This is a genomic window from Glycomyces sp. NPDC021274 (assembly GCF_040641195.1).
In the GTDB taxonomy this organism is placed as follows: domain Bacteria; phylum Actinomycetota; class Actinomycetes; order Mycobacteriales; family Micromonosporaceae; genus Glycomyces.
Genome location: NZ_JBFADC010000007.1, coordinates 102,331 through 117,368 on the forward strand (window position 1 = coordinate 102,331; position 15,038 = coordinate 117,368).

15 protein-coding genes and 1 riboswitch are annotated in these 15,038 nt (G+C 70.9%); of the genes, 7 read left to right on the top strand and 8 right to left on the bottom strand.

The window, feature by feature from the left end:
* Nucleotides 1–69: 69 nt before the first annotated feature.
* Nucleotides 70–447 (bottom strand): MGMT family protein, encoded by a 378-nt coding sequence (locus tag AB0I03_RS16925; protein WP_360413366.1) that lies wholly within the window; start codon nucleotides 445–447, stop codon nucleotides 70–72.
* 111 nt (nucleotides 448–558) lie between these two features.
* Nucleotides 559–661, top strand: a riboswitch (TPP riboswitch).
* 31 nt (nucleotides 662–692) lie between these two features.
* Here AB0I03_RS16925 and AB0I03_RS16930 point away from each other — a divergent pair.
* From AB0I03_RS16930 to AB0I03_RS16940, 3 genes are read left to right on the top strand one after another with little or no spacing between them, the layout of a single operon-like run.
* Entirely contained in the window at nucleotides 693–1,295 is a 603-nt protein-coding gene (locus tag AB0I03_RS16930; protein ID WP_360413369.1) for an ECF transporter S component, read from the top strand.
* A gap of 7 nt (nucleotides 1,296–1,302) precedes the next feature.
* Nucleotides 1,303–2,742, top strand: a complete 1,440-nt coding sequence (locus AB0I03_RS16935; RefSeq protein WP_360413372.1) for an ATP-binding cassette domain-containing protein — start codon at nucleotides 1,303–1,305, stop codon at nucleotides 2,740–2,742.
* On the top strand, nucleotides 2,739–3,539 hold the full coding sequence (locus AB0I03_RS16940; protein WP_360413375.1) for an energy-coupling factor transporter transmembrane component T: 801 nt from the start codon (nucleotides 2,739–2,741) through the stop codon (nucleotides 3,537–3,539). Before AB0I03_RS16935 ends, AB0I03_RS16940 begins: the two co-directional genes overlap by 4 nt.
* A 299-nt stretch (nucleotides 3,540–3,838) precedes the next feature.
* Here the strand turns inward: AB0I03_RS16940 and AB0I03_RS16945 are convergent, their stop codons facing one another.
* The 3 genes from AB0I03_RS16945 to AB0I03_RS16955 all read right to left on the bottom strand — a co-directional run bounded on the left by AB0I03_RS16945 (nucleotide 3,839) and on the right by AB0I03_RS16955 (nucleotide 8,395).
* Nucleotides 3,839–4,459 carry an MBL fold metallo-hydrolase gene (locus AB0I03_RS16945; protein ID WP_360413378.1) on the bottom strand — a complete coding sequence of 207 codons (621 nt, stop codon included), beginning with the start codon at nucleotides 4,457–4,459 and terminating at the stop codon, nucleotides 3,839–3,841.
* Between the two features lie 307 nt (nucleotides 4,460–4,766).
* Nucleotides 4,767–6,590: an ABC transporter ATP-binding protein gene (locus tag AB0I03_RS16950; protein ID WP_360413898.1), complete on the bottom strand. Its 1,824-nt coding sequence runs from the start codon at nucleotides 6,588–6,590 to the stop codon at nucleotides 4,767–4,769.
* Nucleotides 6,591–6,592: 2 nt separating this feature from the next.
* Complete coding sequence (locus AB0I03_RS16955) at nucleotides 6,593–8,395, bottom strand: ABC transporter ATP-binding protein (RefSeq protein WP_360413381.1); 1,803 nt, start codon at nucleotides 8,393–8,395, stop codon at nucleotides 6,593–6,595.
* 93 nt (nucleotides 8,396–8,488) lie between these two features.
* On the opposite strand from AB0I03_RS16955, the gene AB0I03_RS16960 reads away from it, so the two are divergent.
* Together AB0I03_RS16960 and AB0I03_RS16965 are read left to right on the top strand one after the other, a co-directional pair.
* Nucleotides 8,489–9,292 (top strand): TetR/AcrR family transcriptional regulator, encoded by an 804-nt coding sequence (locus AB0I03_RS16960; RefSeq protein ID WP_360413384.1) that lies wholly within the window; start codon nucleotides 8,489–8,491, stop codon nucleotides 9,290–9,292.
* A gap of 58 nt (nucleotides 9,293–9,350) precedes the next feature.
* Nucleotides 9,351–9,971: a VOC family protein gene (locus tag AB0I03_RS16965; protein ID WP_360413387.1), complete on the top strand. Its 621-nt coding sequence runs from the start codon at nucleotides 9,351–9,353 to the stop codon at nucleotides 9,969–9,971.
* Nucleotides 9,972–10,016: 45 nt separating this feature from the next.
* Here AB0I03_RS16965 and AB0I03_RS16970 read toward each other — a convergent pair whose 3' ends face one another.
* The 3 genes from AB0I03_RS16970 to AB0I03_RS16980 all read right to left on the bottom strand — a co-directional run bounded on the left by AB0I03_RS16970 (nucleotide 10,017) and on the right by AB0I03_RS16980 (nucleotide 12,595).
* Nucleotides 10,017–10,970 (bottom strand): intradiol ring-cleavage dioxygenase, encoded by a 954-nt coding sequence (locus tag AB0I03_RS16970; protein WP_360413390.1) that lies wholly within the window; start codon nucleotides 10,968–10,970, stop codon nucleotides 10,017–10,019.
* Nucleotides 10,971–11,062: 92 nt separating this feature from the next.
* Nucleotides 11,063–11,896 carry a class I SAM-dependent methyltransferase gene (locus AB0I03_RS16975; protein ID WP_360413392.1) on the bottom strand — a complete coding sequence of 278 codons (834 nt, stop codon included), beginning with the start codon at nucleotides 11,894–11,896 and terminating at the stop codon, nucleotides 11,063–11,065.
* A 45-nt stretch (nucleotides 11,897–11,941) separates the two neighbouring features.
* Nucleotides 11,942–12,595: a GNAT family N-acetyltransferase gene (locus AB0I03_RS16980; protein WP_360413394.1), complete on the bottom strand. Its 654-nt coding sequence runs from the start codon at nucleotides 12,593–12,595 to the stop codon at nucleotides 11,942–11,944.
* 145 nt (nucleotides 12,596–12,740) lie between these two features.
* Here AB0I03_RS16980 and AB0I03_RS16985 point away from each other — a divergent pair, with 145 nt between their 5' ends.
* Together AB0I03_RS16985 and AB0I03_RS16990 are read left to right on the top strand one after the other, a co-directional pair.
* The gene (locus tag AB0I03_RS16985) at nucleotides 12,741–13,313 is read left to right on the top strand and encodes a DNA-3-methyladenine glycosylase I (RefSeq protein ID WP_360413397.1); all 573 of its coding nucleotides are present in this window, start codon (nucleotides 12,741–12,743) and stop codon (nucleotides 13,311–13,313) included.
* A gap of 144 nt (nucleotides 13,314–13,457) precedes the next feature.
* On the top strand, nucleotides 13,458–13,820 hold the full coding sequence (locus AB0I03_RS16990; protein ID WP_360413400.1) for a hypothetical protein: 363 nt from the start codon (nucleotides 13,458–13,460) through the stop codon (nucleotides 13,818–13,820).
* Between the two features lie 15 nt (nucleotides 13,821–13,835).
* Here AB0I03_RS16990 and AB0I03_RS16995 read toward each other — a convergent pair whose 3' ends face one another.
* The gene (locus AB0I03_RS16995) at nucleotides 13,836–14,864 is read right to left on the bottom strand and encodes a LacI family DNA-binding transcriptional regulator (protein ID WP_360413403.1); all 1,029 of its coding nucleotides are present in this window, start codon (nucleotides 14,862–14,864) and stop codon (nucleotides 13,836–13,838) included.
* Between the last annotated feature and the right edge of the window lie 174 nt (nucleotides 14,865–15,038).

Below are 15,038 nucleotides of genomic sequence, written 5' to 3' on the forward strand. Positions count from 1 at the left end.
CGATGGTCACACCCGCCCGGTACTTTTGCGCCAGGGGTCCCTAAGACCGGAAATATCACGATATAGGGGTTATTTCCAGTCTTCCTCATCGTCTGGTGTCGGCTCGTCCTCGTCGAGTTCGGTCGCGAGGAGCTTCAGGTCGTAGACCGACATGCGCTGGGAGCGGTCGGCGCGGCCCTTCGCGCTCACCGTCACGCCGTCCGACCGCAGGAGGTCGGGCACATCACGGCCGCTGCGGCCGTCGGCCCAGCGGAAGCCCTCCGAGACCGTGCCGCCCGCCGTGAGGACCCGGTACGCCTGCGGCACATCACCGTCCCGCATGTACGCCCCGACCTGCCGGGGGCCCGTGCCGATCAGCTCCGCGAGATCACCGTACGAAGTCCAGGTGCCCTCCGGCAGCGCCGCCACGACCCGCCGCACCCGCTCCCAATCCCGTTCAGTCGTCACCACGGCAATCTACCCAGCCCGGCCGACGCCCCCGCCCCCGATCTCGCCCGGGCGGCGGGCGCCACCTGTCGGGATCGCCTCGGGTCACGAACCGTCGCCTGGTGTTAACGTCGGAAGCGACAGGGGAGCCGATTGGCTGAGAGTGCGGAACCGACCGCAGACCCTCACACCTGATCCGGGTAATACCGGCGTAGGAAGTCGTCGCCGCTGTCGCGCAATGCCCGCATACCTCGAAAGGCAAGCCCATGCCCGACAGCACTGCCCTCGCCCACCCCGGCCGCTGGCGCACCGTCGACATCCTCACCTGCGCCGTCCTCGCCGTCGCCTTCGGCGTCGTCTTCTGGGCCTGGGGATTCGTCTGGAACGGCCTGGACCCCGTCCTCGCGTTCTACCCGCCCCTCAAGTCGATCCTCAACGGCGTCTGGCTCATCCCCGCCGTGCTCGCCCCCCTGATCGTCCGCCGCGCCGGCGCCGGACTCCTCACCGAAGCCCTGGCCGCCACCGTCTCGGCGCTCCTCGGCTCCTTCTGGGGCGTCGCCGTCATCCTCCAAGGCCTCCTCCAAGGCCTCGGCGGCGAACTCGCCTTCGCCGCGACCCGCTACCGCCGCTTCGGCACCCCCGTCGCCCTCGCCGGCGGCGCCCTCGCTGCCGTCGCACTCGCCTGGTTCGACGTCCGCAACTACTACCCCGGCGCCGACCTGTGGGCGTTCAAGGTCCCGTACTTCGCGCTCGCCATGCTCTCAGGCGCCCTCGTCGCCGGCCTCGGCTCCAAAGCCCTCGTCAAAGCCATGCTCCCCACCGGCGTCCTCGACCGCTTCCCCGCCGGCCGCGAACGCCAGCGGATCTGACCCCGCCATGATCCCGGTCGAATTCCGCGGCTTCGCCTGGCGCCACGCAGGCCGCCGCGCCCAGGCGGTCGCGGACGTCGACCTCCGTGTCGAACCCGGCGAGCGGGTCCTCCTGCTCGGCCCCTCCGGGTCCGGCAAGTCCACCCTGCTCGCCGCGCTCGCCGGACTCCTCACCGAGGACTCCGGCGAGCAGGACGGCGACGTCCTCATCGCGGGCTTGCCCGCCGCAGAGCAGCGCGACCGCGTCGGCATCCTCTTCCAGGACCCCGAAACGCAACTCGTCATGGCCCGCAGCGGCGACGACGTCGCCTTCGGCCTCGAGAACCAGGCCGTGCCCCGCGACCAGATCTGGCCCCGCGTCCACGAAGCCCTCGCAGCCGTCGGCTTCCCCTACGGCCCCGACCGGGCCACCCACGCCCTCTCCGGCGGCGAGCAGCAGCGCCTCGCCCTCGCCGGCGTCCTCGCCCGCCGCCCCGACCTCATCCTCCTCGACGAGCCCACCGCGAACCTCGACCCTGAAGGCGCCCAAGACGTCCGCGAAGCACTGCGGTCCGCGCTGGCCGAAAGCCAGGCCACCTTGATCGTGGTCGAGCACCGCGTCGCCGAGATCCTCGACCTGGTCGACCGCGTCATCGCCCTCGGCCCCGGCGGCACCCTCCTCGCCGACGGCCCCGCCGCGGCCGTCCTCGCTGAGCACGGCGATCACCTTGCCGCCCAAGGCGTCTGGGTCCCCGGCGTACCGCTGCCGACCCGACCGGCCCGCGCCGCCGGAGACCCGGCGCTCCGCGGCGACGCCCTGGCGTACGTGCACCCGGGCGCGGATCGGCCTGCCCTCGACGACGTCTTCTTCGAACTGCGCCAAGGCGAACTGCTCGCCGTCACCGGATCCAACGGCTCCGGCAAGTCCACCCTGGCGCTCCTCGCAGGCGGCCTCGCGAAGCCCACCCGCGGCGCCGCCACCGTGCCCGGTGAACCCCGGCCCCTGCACAAACTGCCCGCCCGGCGCCTGGCGACCCGCGTCGGCTCGGTCTTCCAGGACCCCGAGCACCAGTTCGTGACCGCGAGCGTCCGCGACGAACTCGCCTTCGGACCCCGCCAAGCGGGCTGGCCCAAGGACCGCATCGAAGCCCGCGTCGCCGAACTGCTCGAACGGCTCCGCCTCGCGCCCCTGGCCGACGCCAACCCCCACACCCTCTCCGGCGGCGAGGCCCGCCGCCTCTCCGTCGCCGGCGCACTCGCCGCCGCACCCGGCGTGCTCCTGCTCGACGAGCCCACCTTCGGCCAGGACCGGCGGACCTGGGGCGAACTCGTCGACCTCACCGCCGACATCCGCGACGAAGGCACCGCGCTCCTCGCCGTCACCCACGACCGCGACTTCGCCGCCGCCCTCGCCGGGCGCGAACTCGTCCTCGAACGCGGCCGCGTCGCCCAGGAGCGCCGCCGATGAGTCTGACCCTCGCGCCCGTCTGCGACGCCCAAGCGCCCATCGCCCGCGTCAACCCGGTGGCGAAACTCGCCGCCGCCACCGTCATATCGATCACCGCTCTCGTCGCCGCCGACTGGCTCACCCCGCTGCTCCTGCTCGCCGCGCTCATCGCGGCGGTCCCGTTCACCGGCATCCGCATCGCCGAACTCGCCCGCCGACTGCGCTGGCTCTGGTTCGCGGCCGCAGCGGTCGTTATCGTCAACGCGGTCTTCGCCGCCGAGCAGACCGGCCGCATCCTGATCGACTTCGGCCCCTTGACGATCAGCACCGGCGCGCTCCTCGACGGCACGGCCATCGGCCTGCGCGTCTGCGTCGCCGCCACCGCGGGCGTCCTCGGCTTCGCGACCACCGACCCGACCGATCTCGCGGACGCTCTGACGCAGCAGCTCCGCGCCCCCGCCCGGTTCACGCTCGGCGCGCTCGCCGCCCTGCGGCTGCTGCCGCTGCTCGGCGCAGAGTGGCAACAGATCACCGGCGCCCGCCGCGCGCGCGGCCTGGAAGGCGGCTGGAATCCGGTGCGGCGCGTGCGGCTCTTCGCCTCGACGATGTTCGCGCTCCTGGTCGGCGCGATCCGCCGGGCGGGCCGCCTCGCGGCCGCGATGGACGCGCGCGGATTCGACTCGGAGATCCCCAGAACCCATGCGCGCGAACAGCGAATGCGCCCGGCGGACTGGGTCGTCCTCGCGGGGGCGCTGCTCGTGTGCGGGGCGGCGATCGGTGTCAGCGCCGCCTACGGCGTCTTCACGGTCTTCAACTGAGCATCGCCGCAGCGTGAGTGCCGACATGGTCGTGAAGATCGTGGTCTGGGCCGCCGGCCGGGTCCGCTCCTGGTGCTCCGGGGAGGGGCTGCAAAGTCCTAAAGGGACACAAGTCGGTGCTGCGCGCGGGTGTCGCGGGCGATGCGTTCTCTTCGGGCCGGTGTCGGCTCGGCTGGAGGGCACGCCGCAAGTCGACCTGAGCCGGATTTTCGGGCCCCCGATGACAAGGGTGGGACGGGGGTACGACATCGCGGAGCGGTCCGACCTGGGTTACGTGTCGAACCGCCGGGTCCGGGGTCTCAGATGGTGACCGTCTCGCCGTCGGTGAGGCGCTGGAACGGGTCGCCGATGAGGTTGGTGAGCATGCGGTCGACGAGGACCATGCCGTCCTTGCTGAGGATCGCGTCGTGGATGGGGTGCACGACCGGGGCGTCGACCGTCCGGATGAAGTCGATGGCCTCGGAGAGCTTCATCCAGGTCGCGGCGACCGGCGCGAGCAGGACCCGGACGGGTTCGTCGGGGACCGTGAAGGCGTCGCCCGGGTGGAAGATTCCGTCCGCGAGGTAGCCGACGTTCGCCACCGCCGGAAGGTCCGGGTGGATCACTGCGTGCTGCCGACCGATGACCTTGACCTCGGTGCCCGCCACGGGGATCGTGTCGCCCTCGCTCACCACCGTGAACGGAAGCCTGCCGAGCACCTCGTTGAGGGATCCGGGCCCGTAGATCGTGGTCTCGGGCTGATCATCGAGGAGCCGACGCAGCTCCGGGTCGTTGCAGTGGTCCGGGTGCTGGTGGGTGATGAACACGGCCTCCGCGCCGTCGAGCGCCGCGGGATCGGAGAAGACGCCCGGATCGATCACGAAGGCACCGCCGTCGGTGTCGAATCGGACGCAGGAATGGCCGAACTTGGTGAGTCGCATGCCCTCACCGTAAAACGCCTGCGAGCGGTGAACCGCTCCTCTCGGAAAAATGCGACCGCTAATCCGGTTCTTTGCACTGGGAGCGTTTGCGATGCTGCGTCGCGTGAGCCGTGAGCCGTGAGCCGTGAGCCGTGAGCCGTGAGCCGTGAGCCGTGAGCCGTGAGCCGTGAGCCGTGAGCCGTGAGCCGTGAGCCGTGAGTTTGCGGGCGTCGTGGGCCGTGGCCGGTCGGCTGGACTTTCGCCCCGCCCGACCGGCCACGCCTCCTGGTTTCCTCGCCTTTCGCCGTTGCCTCGGCGAGCGCGCAGGTTACTTGCCGGCCGGCTCCTCCTCGATCGCGGGCTGCGCGAACTGGGCCTCGTAGAGGCGGGCGTACGCGCCGCCGGAAGCGAGGAGTTCGTCGTGGTCGCCTTGCTCGACGACGCGGCCATGCTCCATCACCACGATCACGTCGGCGTCGCGGATGGTCGAGAGCCGGTGGGCGATCACGAAACTCGTGCGGCCCTGCCGCAACGCGACCATGCCCTGCTGGACGAGCATCTCGGTGCGGGTGTCCACCGAGCTCGTGGCCTCATCCAGGATCAGGATCGACGGGTCAATGAGGAACGCCCGCGCGATCGTCACCAGCTGGCGTTCACCCGCACTCAGGCTGCCCTCCTCGGCGCCGACCACCGTGTCGTAGCCCTCAGGAAGGGTCCGGATGAAGTGGTCCGCGTGCGCCGCCGAAGCGGCCGCGACCACCTCCTCGCGGGTGGCCTCGGGCCTGCCGTAGGCGATGTTCTCGGCGATGGTGCCGTCGAACAGCCAGGTGTCCTGCAGGACCATGCCGATGCGCCGCCGCATCCGCTCGCGCTCGACCGTGGAGACGTCGATCCCGTCGACGGTGATCCGGCCCGCGTCGAGGTCGTAGAAGCGCATGAGCAGGTTGACGAGGGTGGTCTTCCCCGCGCCGGTCGGACCGACGATCGCCACGGTCTGACCCGGTTCGGCCGAGAGCCACAAGTGCTCGATGAGCGGCTCGTCCTCCAAGTAGCGGAACGAGACGTCCTCGAACGCGACCCTGCCGTGCACCGTGTCCAGCGCGGTGCCGGTGCCGACCGGGTCGGGCTGCTGCTCCTCGGCGTCGAGGAACTCGAAGACCCGCTCGCCCGAGGCGACCGCGGACTGGATCTGGCCGAACATGCCCGCGAGCATGTTCAGCGGGTTCGAAAACTGCCCGGTGTACTGGATGAACGCCTGGATCTGCCCGAAGGTGAGCACCGCCGCGGCCACCTGGAGCCCGCCGACCACGGCCACGAGCACGTACGTGACCGAGCCGAGGAAGCCCATCGCCGGGCCGAGCAGGCCCGCCACCCACTGGGCGCGCACGGTGTTCTCGTACAGCTCCTCGTTGTGCTCCTTGAACCGGGCCGCACCCTGGGCCTGACGGCCGAAGAGGGTCACGAGCTGATGCCCGGTGATCATCTCCTCCACGTGCCCGTTGAGCTTCCCGGTCGTCGCCCACTGCTTCGCGAACCGCGGCTGGCTGCGCTTGCCGATGACCCTCGCCGCGATCACCGTGAGCGGCATCGTCAGGAGCACCACGAGGGTGAGCAGCGGCGAGATCGTGAGCATCATGATCGGCACGCCGATGAGGAACAGCAGGCCCTGCACGACCCGCTGGGTCACCTGCCCCACGGTCTGCGTCAGGTTGTCGATGTCGTTGGTGACCCGCGAGAGCACCTCACCGCGCGAGCGGGAGTCGAAGTATCGCAACGGGAGCGCCGAGATCTTCCGATCGGCCTCCGCACGCAGCTCGAACGCCATCTCCTGCGCGAGCTTCGCGATCGTGCGGCCGTTGAGGACCGTGATTGCGAAGGTCGCCAGGGCCAGCACCACCGCGAGCCCGAGCAGCCGGGCCAGGCCCGTGAAGTCGAGGCCGGCGCCCGAGGTCGCGCCTTGGATCACGAGGTCAGTGGCGCGTCCGAGCACCGTGGGGATCGACAGCATTCCGGCGACCATGAGGACGCCGAAGCAGATCACCGAGGCGAGTCGCAGCGGGTTGCGCCGCAGGAGGTCGAGGATGCGGCGGACGGTGCCGCGGAAGTCCTCCGCCTTGGTCGAGCCCGGTGCGCCGGGCCTGGCTCCCATCATGGTCACAGCGCCTCCTGAAGGGTGAGTTGGGAGTTGACGATCTCGGCGTACACCGCATTGCCGGCGAGCAGTTCCTCGTGGGTGCCGGTCCCGGCCACGCGCCCGGCGTCGAGCACGACGATGCGGTCCGCGTCGCGGATGGTCGAGACCCGCTGGGCCACGATGACCTGCGCGGCGTCGGCGATGTCGGTGGCGAGCGCGGCCCGCAGCGCCGCGTCCGTGGCGGTGTCGAGTGCGGAGAACGAGTCGTCGAAGAGGTACACCTTGGGCCGCGCCACCAGGGTGCGGGCGATGGCCAGGCGCTGGCGCTGGCCGCCGGAGACGGTCGTGCCGCCCTGGCCGATGACGGTGTCGAGCCCGTCGGGCATGGCGCGCACGAACTCGGCCGCCTGAGCGGTCTCGAGCGCGCGCCAGAGGGCCTCGTCGCTCGCGTCCGGGTCGCCGTAGCGCAGGTTGGAGGCGACGGTGCCGGAGAACAGGTAGGCGCGCTGGGGGACGAGCCCGATGGTGCGGGCGATGAGGGCCCGGTCCATGTCGCGGACGTCGACGCCGTCGACGCGGACGTGCCCGGCGTCGACGTCGAAGAGGCGGGGGATGAGGTGGAGCAGGGTGGTCTTGCCCGCTCCGGTGGAGCCGATGACGGCGGTGGTCTGGCCGGGGCGGGCGATGAGGTCGACGCCGCGGAGGACGGCCTCTTCGGCTCCGGCGTACCGGAAGGTGACGCCCTCGAGTTCGAGTTCGCCGAGTCCGGCGAGTTCGGTGACTGGTTCGGCCGGGTTGGCGATGCTCGGGTCGGTGTCGAGGACTTCGCGGATGCGGCCGGCGGCGACTTTGGCGCGCGGGGCCATCATGAAGACGCCCATGGACATCATGACCGCGCCGAGGATCATCCCGGCGTAGGTGAGGAAGGCGATGAGGTCGCCGATCTGCATGGTGCCGTCCGCGATGCGGCCGGCGCCGATCCAGACGATGGCGATCGAGGTGAGGTTCCCGAACATCATTGCGGTGGCGCCGAAGAACGCTTGGACCCGGCCGACTTTGAGGGAGGCCGCGGTGAGTTCGGCGTTGGCCTCGCTGAAGCGCTGCTGCTCGTGGCCGTCGCGCACGAAGGCGCGGATGACGCGGATGCCGGTGATGTGCTCGCGCATGACGCGGTTGATGCCGTCGATGCACCGCTGCATGACGCGGCTGGCCGGGATCATGGCGATGACGATGAAGGCGATGGCGACGGCGACCACGGGGATGGCGGCGAGGAGCACGCCGGTCATGGGCACGTCGAGGCTCAGCGCCAGCGCGAGGCCGCCGAAGGCGGCGATGGGCGCGGTCAGGAGCAGGGTGAGGGCCATGACGAGCATGGTGACGATCTGGGTGATGTCGTTGGTGGCGCGGGTGATGAGGGAGGGGGCGCCGAAGCGGTCCATCTCGGTGGCCGAGAAGCGCTGGACCTGGGCGAAGAGGTCGGCGCGGAGGTCGCGGCCGAGGCCCATGGCGGTGCGGGCGCCGAAGTAGACGGCGAAGCCGGAGGCGGCGATCTGGACGACGGTGACGGCGAGCATGAACGCGCCGTGGCGCAGGACGTAGGCCGTGTCGCCGGTGGCGACGCCGTGGTTCACGAGGTCGGCGTTGAGGGTCGGCACGTAGAGGGACGCGATGGTGCCGAGGATCTGGAGCACGACGGTGAAAGCGAGGGTGCGGCGGTGGGGCCGGAGGTATTCGGCGAGGAGCCGGACGATCGAGCCCTCCGGTGCGGCCTCCTCGCCGTCGGCCGCCTTCGGGGCCGGGGGTGCGGGTGGTTTTCCTGTCATGTGGTCGAGGATAGCAGTGGAATTTGACCCGGTACAAGTTTTTTCCAAGTGTATTTTTTGGCTCAGTAGATTTTGATCTGGTACAGTTCAGGGGTGGAGCACAAGGCGGGACTGCGTGAGCGCAAGAAGAACGCGACCTGGGAGCTGTTGAAGAAGACCGCGCTCGAACTGTTCGAGGAGAGCGGCTTCGAAGACGTGTCCGTGGTCGAGATCGCCGCCGCGGCCGAGGTCTCCAAGGCCACGGTGTTCAACTACTTCCCGTCGAAGGAAGACCTCGTCATCGGCGGCATGAAGCACCACACCGGCGACGCCGCCCGGATTGTGCGCGAACGCCCCGCCGGGCAGACCCCGCACGAGGCCCTGTGCGGCCACTACCGCCGCCTGCTGGAGCGCCGCGCGCCCCAGGTCGGCCTCTCGGACAACCCGGTGTTCCTGCGGGTGCAGCGCCTCCTCATCGCCACGCCGTCCCTGCTCATCAGGGCCATGGACTACCGCCGCCAGTCGGCGGTGCTGCTGGCCGAGGCGCTCATGGAGGAGGGGAACGCCCCGCTCACCTCGCGGCTCGTCGCCTCGCAGCTGCTGCACACCCAGCACATCCTCGTCGAGGACAACGTCCGGCGGCTCCTGGCCGGCGATTCGGTCGACGAGATCCACGCGGCCGCCGTCGAGGCCGCCGAGCACGCGTTCGGGCTGCTCGAGCACGGCATCGGTGACCTCATGCGCCGCGAGACCCCGCCGCCCCCGCCCGACGCCGCGTACGGCCCGGACGGCTGCCGCGTCGACTACCTGCATCATGTGGAGACGGCGGAGGAAGAGGTCGAGAAGGCCGCGGCGAAGGTCCTGGCCGAGCCCGTGGACGACATGCTGCAGACGCTCACCGATCCGGGGCGCCGCTGAGGCGCGAGGTGTGCGACACCGGTTACGCGAGTGGCGTTCAGTGACTAAACTGCGGCCTATGTCGTCACTCGACCATCTTGTCTTGGCCACGCCCGATCTTGCCGCCACGGTCGCTGAAGTCGCGCGCCTCACCGGGACCCGACCGGTCCCCGGCGGGGCTCATACCGGCCTGGGCACCAGGAACTTCCTGCTCGGCCTCGGCGAGGGCGGCTATCTCGAGATCATCGGCCCCGATCCCGAGCAGGGCGCGCCGGAAGCGCCGCGCCCCTTCGGGATCGACGGCCTCAGCGAAGCCCGCCTGGCGACCTGGGCCGTGCGCGTCGACGGCATCGACGCCGCGGTCGCGGCCTCCCGCGAGGCCGGCTACGACCCGGGCGAACCGCACGTGATGTCGCGGCAGGGACACGGCGGGGAGCAGCTCTCCTGGAAGCTCACGCTCGACGTCGAGCGCGGCCAGACCGGCCTCGTCCCCTTCCTCATCGACTGGGGCCGGGCAGCGCACCCGTCCGCGAACCTGCCGGTCGTGCCGCTGGTGGGCCTCGAAGGCGTGCACCCGCACCCCGAGCGGATCGAGCCGCACCTCGCGGCCGTCGGCGCGAAACTGCCGGTCAAGGCCGGGAACCGGCCCTCACTGGCGGCCACCGTCTTCGGCGAGACCGGACTCGTCGTCCTGCACTGAGATACGCGAAAGGCCGCTCCCGTCGCGGGAGCGGCCTTTCGCGTCCTAGCCGTCGTTCGCGGGCGGCTCTCCGGAGGGCATCCCGCCCGAAGGCGGCTCGCCCCCGACACCGGACTGCGCGCTACCGCCACCGCCGCCTACCTCGGTCGCGGTGTCCACGCCCACCGCCAGCGCGACGGTGTAGCCGCTCGCGACGTCGCCGGACACGGTCCCCAGCTGGGACTCGCCGCCGTCGTCGCTGAAGATGCCGTCGGTGTCGAGCGAGACGGCCGCGAGGTTCGCCACCGAGTCCTCGTAGCCGCTTTCGGCGTACACCGTCTCGCAGACGTCCTGGGGGAGTGCGACCTGCGAGGTCGCGATGACGTTCGCGCTGTCGGTGATCGACTCGACGTCGGGATAGACCTCGAAGTGGAGGTGCGGCCACCGCCCGGCGTAGCAGCCGGGGAAGACGCTGGTGAACTGCACGACCCCGTCCGCGTCGGCGACCTGCACGCCGCGCAGGTAGTTCTCGTCCTCCAGGCCCTCCGAGTACATCGAGTACCCGCCCTCACGGGTGCAGTGCCAGAGGTAGACCGCCGCGCCCTCGAAGCGGGCGTTGCCGTTCGCCATGTCGTAGATCGTGAGCTCGATGTCCATCTGCACGCCCTCGGCCGTACCGTCGGCGGTGCCGATGCTGGTGCGGATGTCGCTGCGCACGACGCCGGTCTCCTCGAGCACGTCCGGGCCGTTCGAGCCGTCCCCCGGGTACGGGCCCGCGGTCTCCTCCGGGATCTCGGTGAGGTCCCCGGAGGCGGCCGAAGTCGAGCCGTCGGTCGCCGTCTCCCCGTTCCCGCAGGCCGCGAGCCCCGCCACCGCGGCGCCCGCCCCCGCGAAGAGCACCCCGCGCCGGCTCAGGAGCGTCCCGATGTCGAATTGCAGGCCCTGGTCGACCAGCTCCTCGTCCTGCTTCGCGTACGGACGGCCCTCATATGTAGGCGTCTCCTGCTTCGTCCTCACCATGTGCCCCTTTCCGGCAGTTCGTCCACCGAATACTGCTGATCGAACCACCGATCGCACTCGGAGCCGTGTCAAAGGAACCTCGGAGCAGCGGGCTATGCGGGCCGGGACGCCTTCAGGGAGTACATCAGCGGCAGCCGCGGCCGCCCTTCCGGCAGCCTGAAGTAGCCGTCGTCGCCTCGCACGAGCTGCGGGAACTGCTGGAACACCGTCACCTCGTGCTCGTGCAGGAACTCGAGCCGGAGCCCGGTCGCGCAGATTGCGGAGACGATGTCGCCGAGCGTGTGCATCCGTGCGTAGCTGAGGTTGTCGATGGTCTCCGCCTCGATCTCGACGTACGAGCCCGGTTCGTCCGTGACCAGCGGTTCGGAGCGGAAGTAGTCCTCCTTGGCCTCGGTGATGCTCTCCCAGCCGAAGACGTTCAGGAACGGGTGGAACTCGGCCAGGTACAGGAAGCCGCCCGGAGCGACCAGTGACGCGGCCGTCTCGGCCCACCGCTCGATGTCCGGCAGCCAGTACAGCGCCCCGATCCCGGTGTAGACGATGTCGTAATCCGTGTCCGGCACCGCCGCGGGAGCCTCGTACACGTCCGAGACCACGAAGGTCGCGCGGTCGTCGAACCCGATGTCGACCGCCAGACCTCGCGCGACCACGATCGCCGGCGCGGAGAAGTCAAGCCCCACCACGCTCGCGGCGCCGCGGCGCGCCCAGGAGAGCGTGTCCTGCCCCATGTGGCACTGCAGGTGCAGGAGGCGCTTGCCGGTCACGTCGCCGACCTCGGCCGCCTCGAAGTCGCGGATCTCGTCGCGCCCGGCGCGAAAGCCGTCCTGGTCGTACAGGGCGCTGGCGGCGTGCAGCGGGACGCGCTCGTCCCACATCGCCCGGTTGGCGGCGATCCATGCCGCGGCGTGATCGGCTGCGCTCGTCATGGGCATCACTGTGGCAGCGGTCCGGGTCCGTGGCAAGCGATTTGCCTATAAGTGCTTGCTGCGCGCGCCCGGGAAGTCGCAGACGAACGACCAGCCGAGGCGCTCGTACAGGGCCCGGCCGTCGTCGCTGCCTACAAGCAGCCCGAACCGCATGCCCTGCGCGTAGGCGCTGCCCGACAGCGCCCGCATCATGAGCGAGCCGAGGCCGCGGCGCTGGTGGGCGGGGGCGGTGACGACCTTGTCGAAGACACCGAACCCGCCGTCGCGGCCGAGGCGCGCCGAAGCGGCCAGGTCGCCGTTGCGGTGGAAGACGCGCGCGACGGTGAGCGGGCCCTCGGTCTCGAGCATGAGCCGGTAGTCCTCGGGGACCGTGTACGCGTCCTGTGCGAATACGGCGGTCATGAGGTGGCCGCGGTCGTCCATCGTCCAGGTCGAGGGCACCGCCGAGGCGAGCAGTGCGGAGGGGCCCGCGATCATGACCTGGTTGCCGGGCGCGTCGAGCCGCGCCGCGGTGGCGGCCAGCGACTCCGGGGTGTACGTGTGGAGGACTTCGCGGACCTCGGTGCTGGGCGGGCCGACCGCGACGCGGAAGCCGCCGTCGATCGGCTCGGGCCTGGCGGTGACCCGGGAGTGGGCGCGGCCGCGGCCCCAGGCCATGACGAGGTCGGGGAGGGTGTGGCCGGTGGGCGTGGTGGACATGGGGCTCCTTCGCTTCGGGGAGGACTGCGCGATTCTGTTGCAAGTATCTTGCAACAAGGGTCTGACGGTCCAGGAGCGCGGCGGCGGGATTTGTCGGTGGCGGCGCGTACGCTCGGGTCGGTTGCACGAAGGACGGGAGTCGACGGTGAGCAATGCAGGCGACGGCCTCACGCGGTGCCCCTGGGGCGTGTCCCCCGAGGTCTACCGGGACTACCACGACCAGGAGTGGGGCCGCCCGGTCCGCGGGGACGACGCCCTGTTCGAGCGGCTGAGCCTGGAGGCCTTCCAGTCCGGCCTGTCCTGGCTGGTGATCCTGCGCAAGCGCGAGGCCTTCCGGAAGGCGTTCGCGGGCTTCGCCATCGCGAAGGTCGCCGCGTTCACCGAGGACGACGCCGCGCGGCTCCTCGGCGACGAGGGCATTGTGCGCAACCGGATGAAGATCGACGCGACCATCGCGAACGCCAGGGCCGCCGCCGAGCTCGCCGGTACCGCGGAAGGCGGGCTGAGCGACCTCGTGTGGTCCTTCGCGCCCGAGCCCCGGGCGCGCCCGAAGCGGATCGCCGACGTGCCCGCCGTGACCGCCGAGTCGACCGCGCTCGCGAAGGCGCTCAAGAAGCGCGGCTTCAAGTTCGTCGGACCCACCACCGCCTACGCGATGATGCAGGCGGTCGGCATGGTCGACGACCACCTCGCCGACTGCCACGTGCCAGGCCGCTAGAGCCTGTCCTGCGCCTCGCCGCTGAGCGCGCCCGATATTGCCGCGGCATTGCCGTTGCGGTTGACGCCCGCGCAACGGGCGGTGCGGTGCACTTGCTGTGCCGGGCCGAATCCCTCCCCGGCCGCAGCGAAAGGACGGGTCCTGATGGACACCTTCAAGAAGACAGCAATGTGGACTGGCATCGTCGTCACCGGACTGTGCGGCATCGTGCTGCTCGGCGGCGGCAAGGTGACTGCAGGAACGCTCCTGGTCGCCACGGCGTTCATCCTGGCGCTGCCGGTCAAGCGGCACCGGCTCCCGCTCTGGGTGCGCATCGCACTCATCTGCGTCGTATTCGCCCTCGTGATATCGAACATCTCCACCACCGAGATTCCCGACCCTTCGCACGGCATGGTGATGGCCTGCGGCGATGAAGTCGCCGACACCTATTCGCCGACCGGCATCAAGTTCCTGGACCAGGTCTCGTACATCTTCGCCGGTTTCCTGGCCCAAGCCGCGCCCTCCTAAAGGGCCGTCCGGGCCTCAGCCGGCGGATGCGGTGGAGCCCCTGACGACGACGCGGCACTGCACGGTGTGGACGCCGCGGCCGTGCTCGGCGTCGATCGCCTCGAACAGCGCCCGCGCGGCGGCCCGGCCGAGCTCCTCGAGATTCATGTCCACACTGGTCAGCTGCGGGCGGGCGCCGGTGGCGAGCACGTCCCAGTTGTCGAAGCCCATGACCGCCACGTCCTCGGGGACGCGCCGACCGCGTTCGCGCAGCGTGTCGAGCACGCCGCGGGCGACCTGGTCCGAGCCGCACAGCACCGCGTCGACCTCCGGCTCCCGGTCGAGGAGCATCCCGGCCGCCGCGCGGCCCCAGCCCTCTTCCCAAGCGCCGTAGGCGACCTCGCCGACGAGGTCCAGGCCGGCCGCGTCGAGGGCCGCCTGCGCGCCCGCGGCGCGGTCGCGCGCGGCGCTGTACTGCCGGTCGCCGCTGATGTGCGCGATCCTGGTGCGGCCGCAGGCGATGAGGTGCTCGACCGCCATCCGGCCGGCGTTCACGTTGTCGGGCACGATCGAGAGGTCCTCGGGCGCTTCGGAAGGCGCGTAGGCGTACACGACCGGCACGTCCACGGCGTCCGCCAGCGGCGGGCGCGGATCGGTGGAGGAGCCCACCACGATGAGGCCGTCCACGCGGCGGCTCAGCAGGGCCTGCACGTGGTGGCGCTCGCGGATCGCGTCGCCGCGCGCGTCGCACAGGAACACCGAGACCTGCCCCGCGCCGAACGCGTCCTCCGCGCCCATGAGGATCGGGAGGCTGAAGCGGCCCACCAGGTCCGAGGTGAGGAGCCCGACGGTGCCGGTCCGCCCGGCGAGGAGCCCCCGCGCGAGTGAGTTGGGGGAGAAGGAGAGCTGCGCGGCTGCCTCCAGGACCCGCTCGCGGGTCTGGGGGTGCACGTGGTTGCGGCCGTTGAGCGCCTTGGAGGCCGTGGCCACCGAGACGCCCGCCAAGCGGGCCACATCGGACAGTGTGACGGCGCGCGTGCCGCGCGGCGCGGGGGTTCGGGCCACTCGTCCTCCTTCAGCCGGAGCCCGGGCCGGCGCCGCCCCGGCGGCGACCGGAGGTCCTCCGGGCTGGCTCGACTGTAGCCGACCGGCCGAAACTTTGCCGAACCGGCTTTCGGTCCACCCATCGGATTGAATTCATGGCGATCAATGCATTGACATCGCCGCGGCACGGCCAAT

Excerpts from the sequence above, each read along its gene's own strand:
- AB0I03_RS16930 (WP_360413369.1), top strand. The coding sequence starts at position 693 with ATGCCCGACAGCACTGCCCTCGCCCACCCCGGCCGCTGGCGCACCGTC.
- AB0I03_RS16935 (WP_360413372.1), top strand. The coding sequence starts at position 1,303 with ATGATCCCGGTCGAATTCCGCGGCTTCGCCTGGCGCCACGCAGGCCGC.
- AB0I03_RS16940 (WP_360413375.1), top strand. The coding sequence starts at position 2,739 with ATGAGTCTGACCCTCGCGCCCGTCTGCGACGCCCAAGCGCCCATCGCC.
- AB0I03_RS16945 (WP_360413378.1), bottom strand. The coding sequence starts at position 4,459 with ATGCGACTCACCAAGTTCGGCCATTCCTGCGTCCGATTCGACACCGAC.
- AB0I03_RS16950 (WP_360413898.1), bottom strand. The coding sequence starts at position 6,590 with ATGATGGGAGCCAGGCCCGGCGCACCGGGCTCGACCAAGGCGGAGGAC.
- AB0I03_RS16955 (WP_360413381.1), bottom strand. The coding sequence starts at position 8,395 with ATGACAGGAAAACCACCCGCACCCCCGGCCCCGAAGGCGGCCGACGGC.
- AB0I03_RS16965 (WP_360413387.1), top strand. The coding sequence starts at position 9,351 with ATGTCGTCACTCGACCATCTTGTCTTGGCCACGCCCGATCTTGCCGCC.
- AB0I03_RS16970 (WP_360413390.1), bottom strand. The coding sequence starts at position 10,970 with ATGGTGAGGACGAAGCAGGAGACGCCTACATATGAGGGCCGTCCGTAC.
- AB0I03_RS16975 (WP_360413392.1), bottom strand. The coding sequence starts at position 11,896 with ATGACGAGCGCAGCCGATCACGCCGCGGCATGGATCGCCGCCAACCGG.
- AB0I03_RS16980 (WP_360413394.1), bottom strand. The coding sequence starts at position 12,595 with ATGTCCACCACGCCCACCGGCCACACCCTCCCCGACCTCGTCATGGCC.
- AB0I03_RS16990 (WP_360413400.1), top strand. The coding sequence starts at position 13,458 with ATGGACACCTTCAAGAAGACAGCAATGTGGACTGGCATCGTCGTCACC.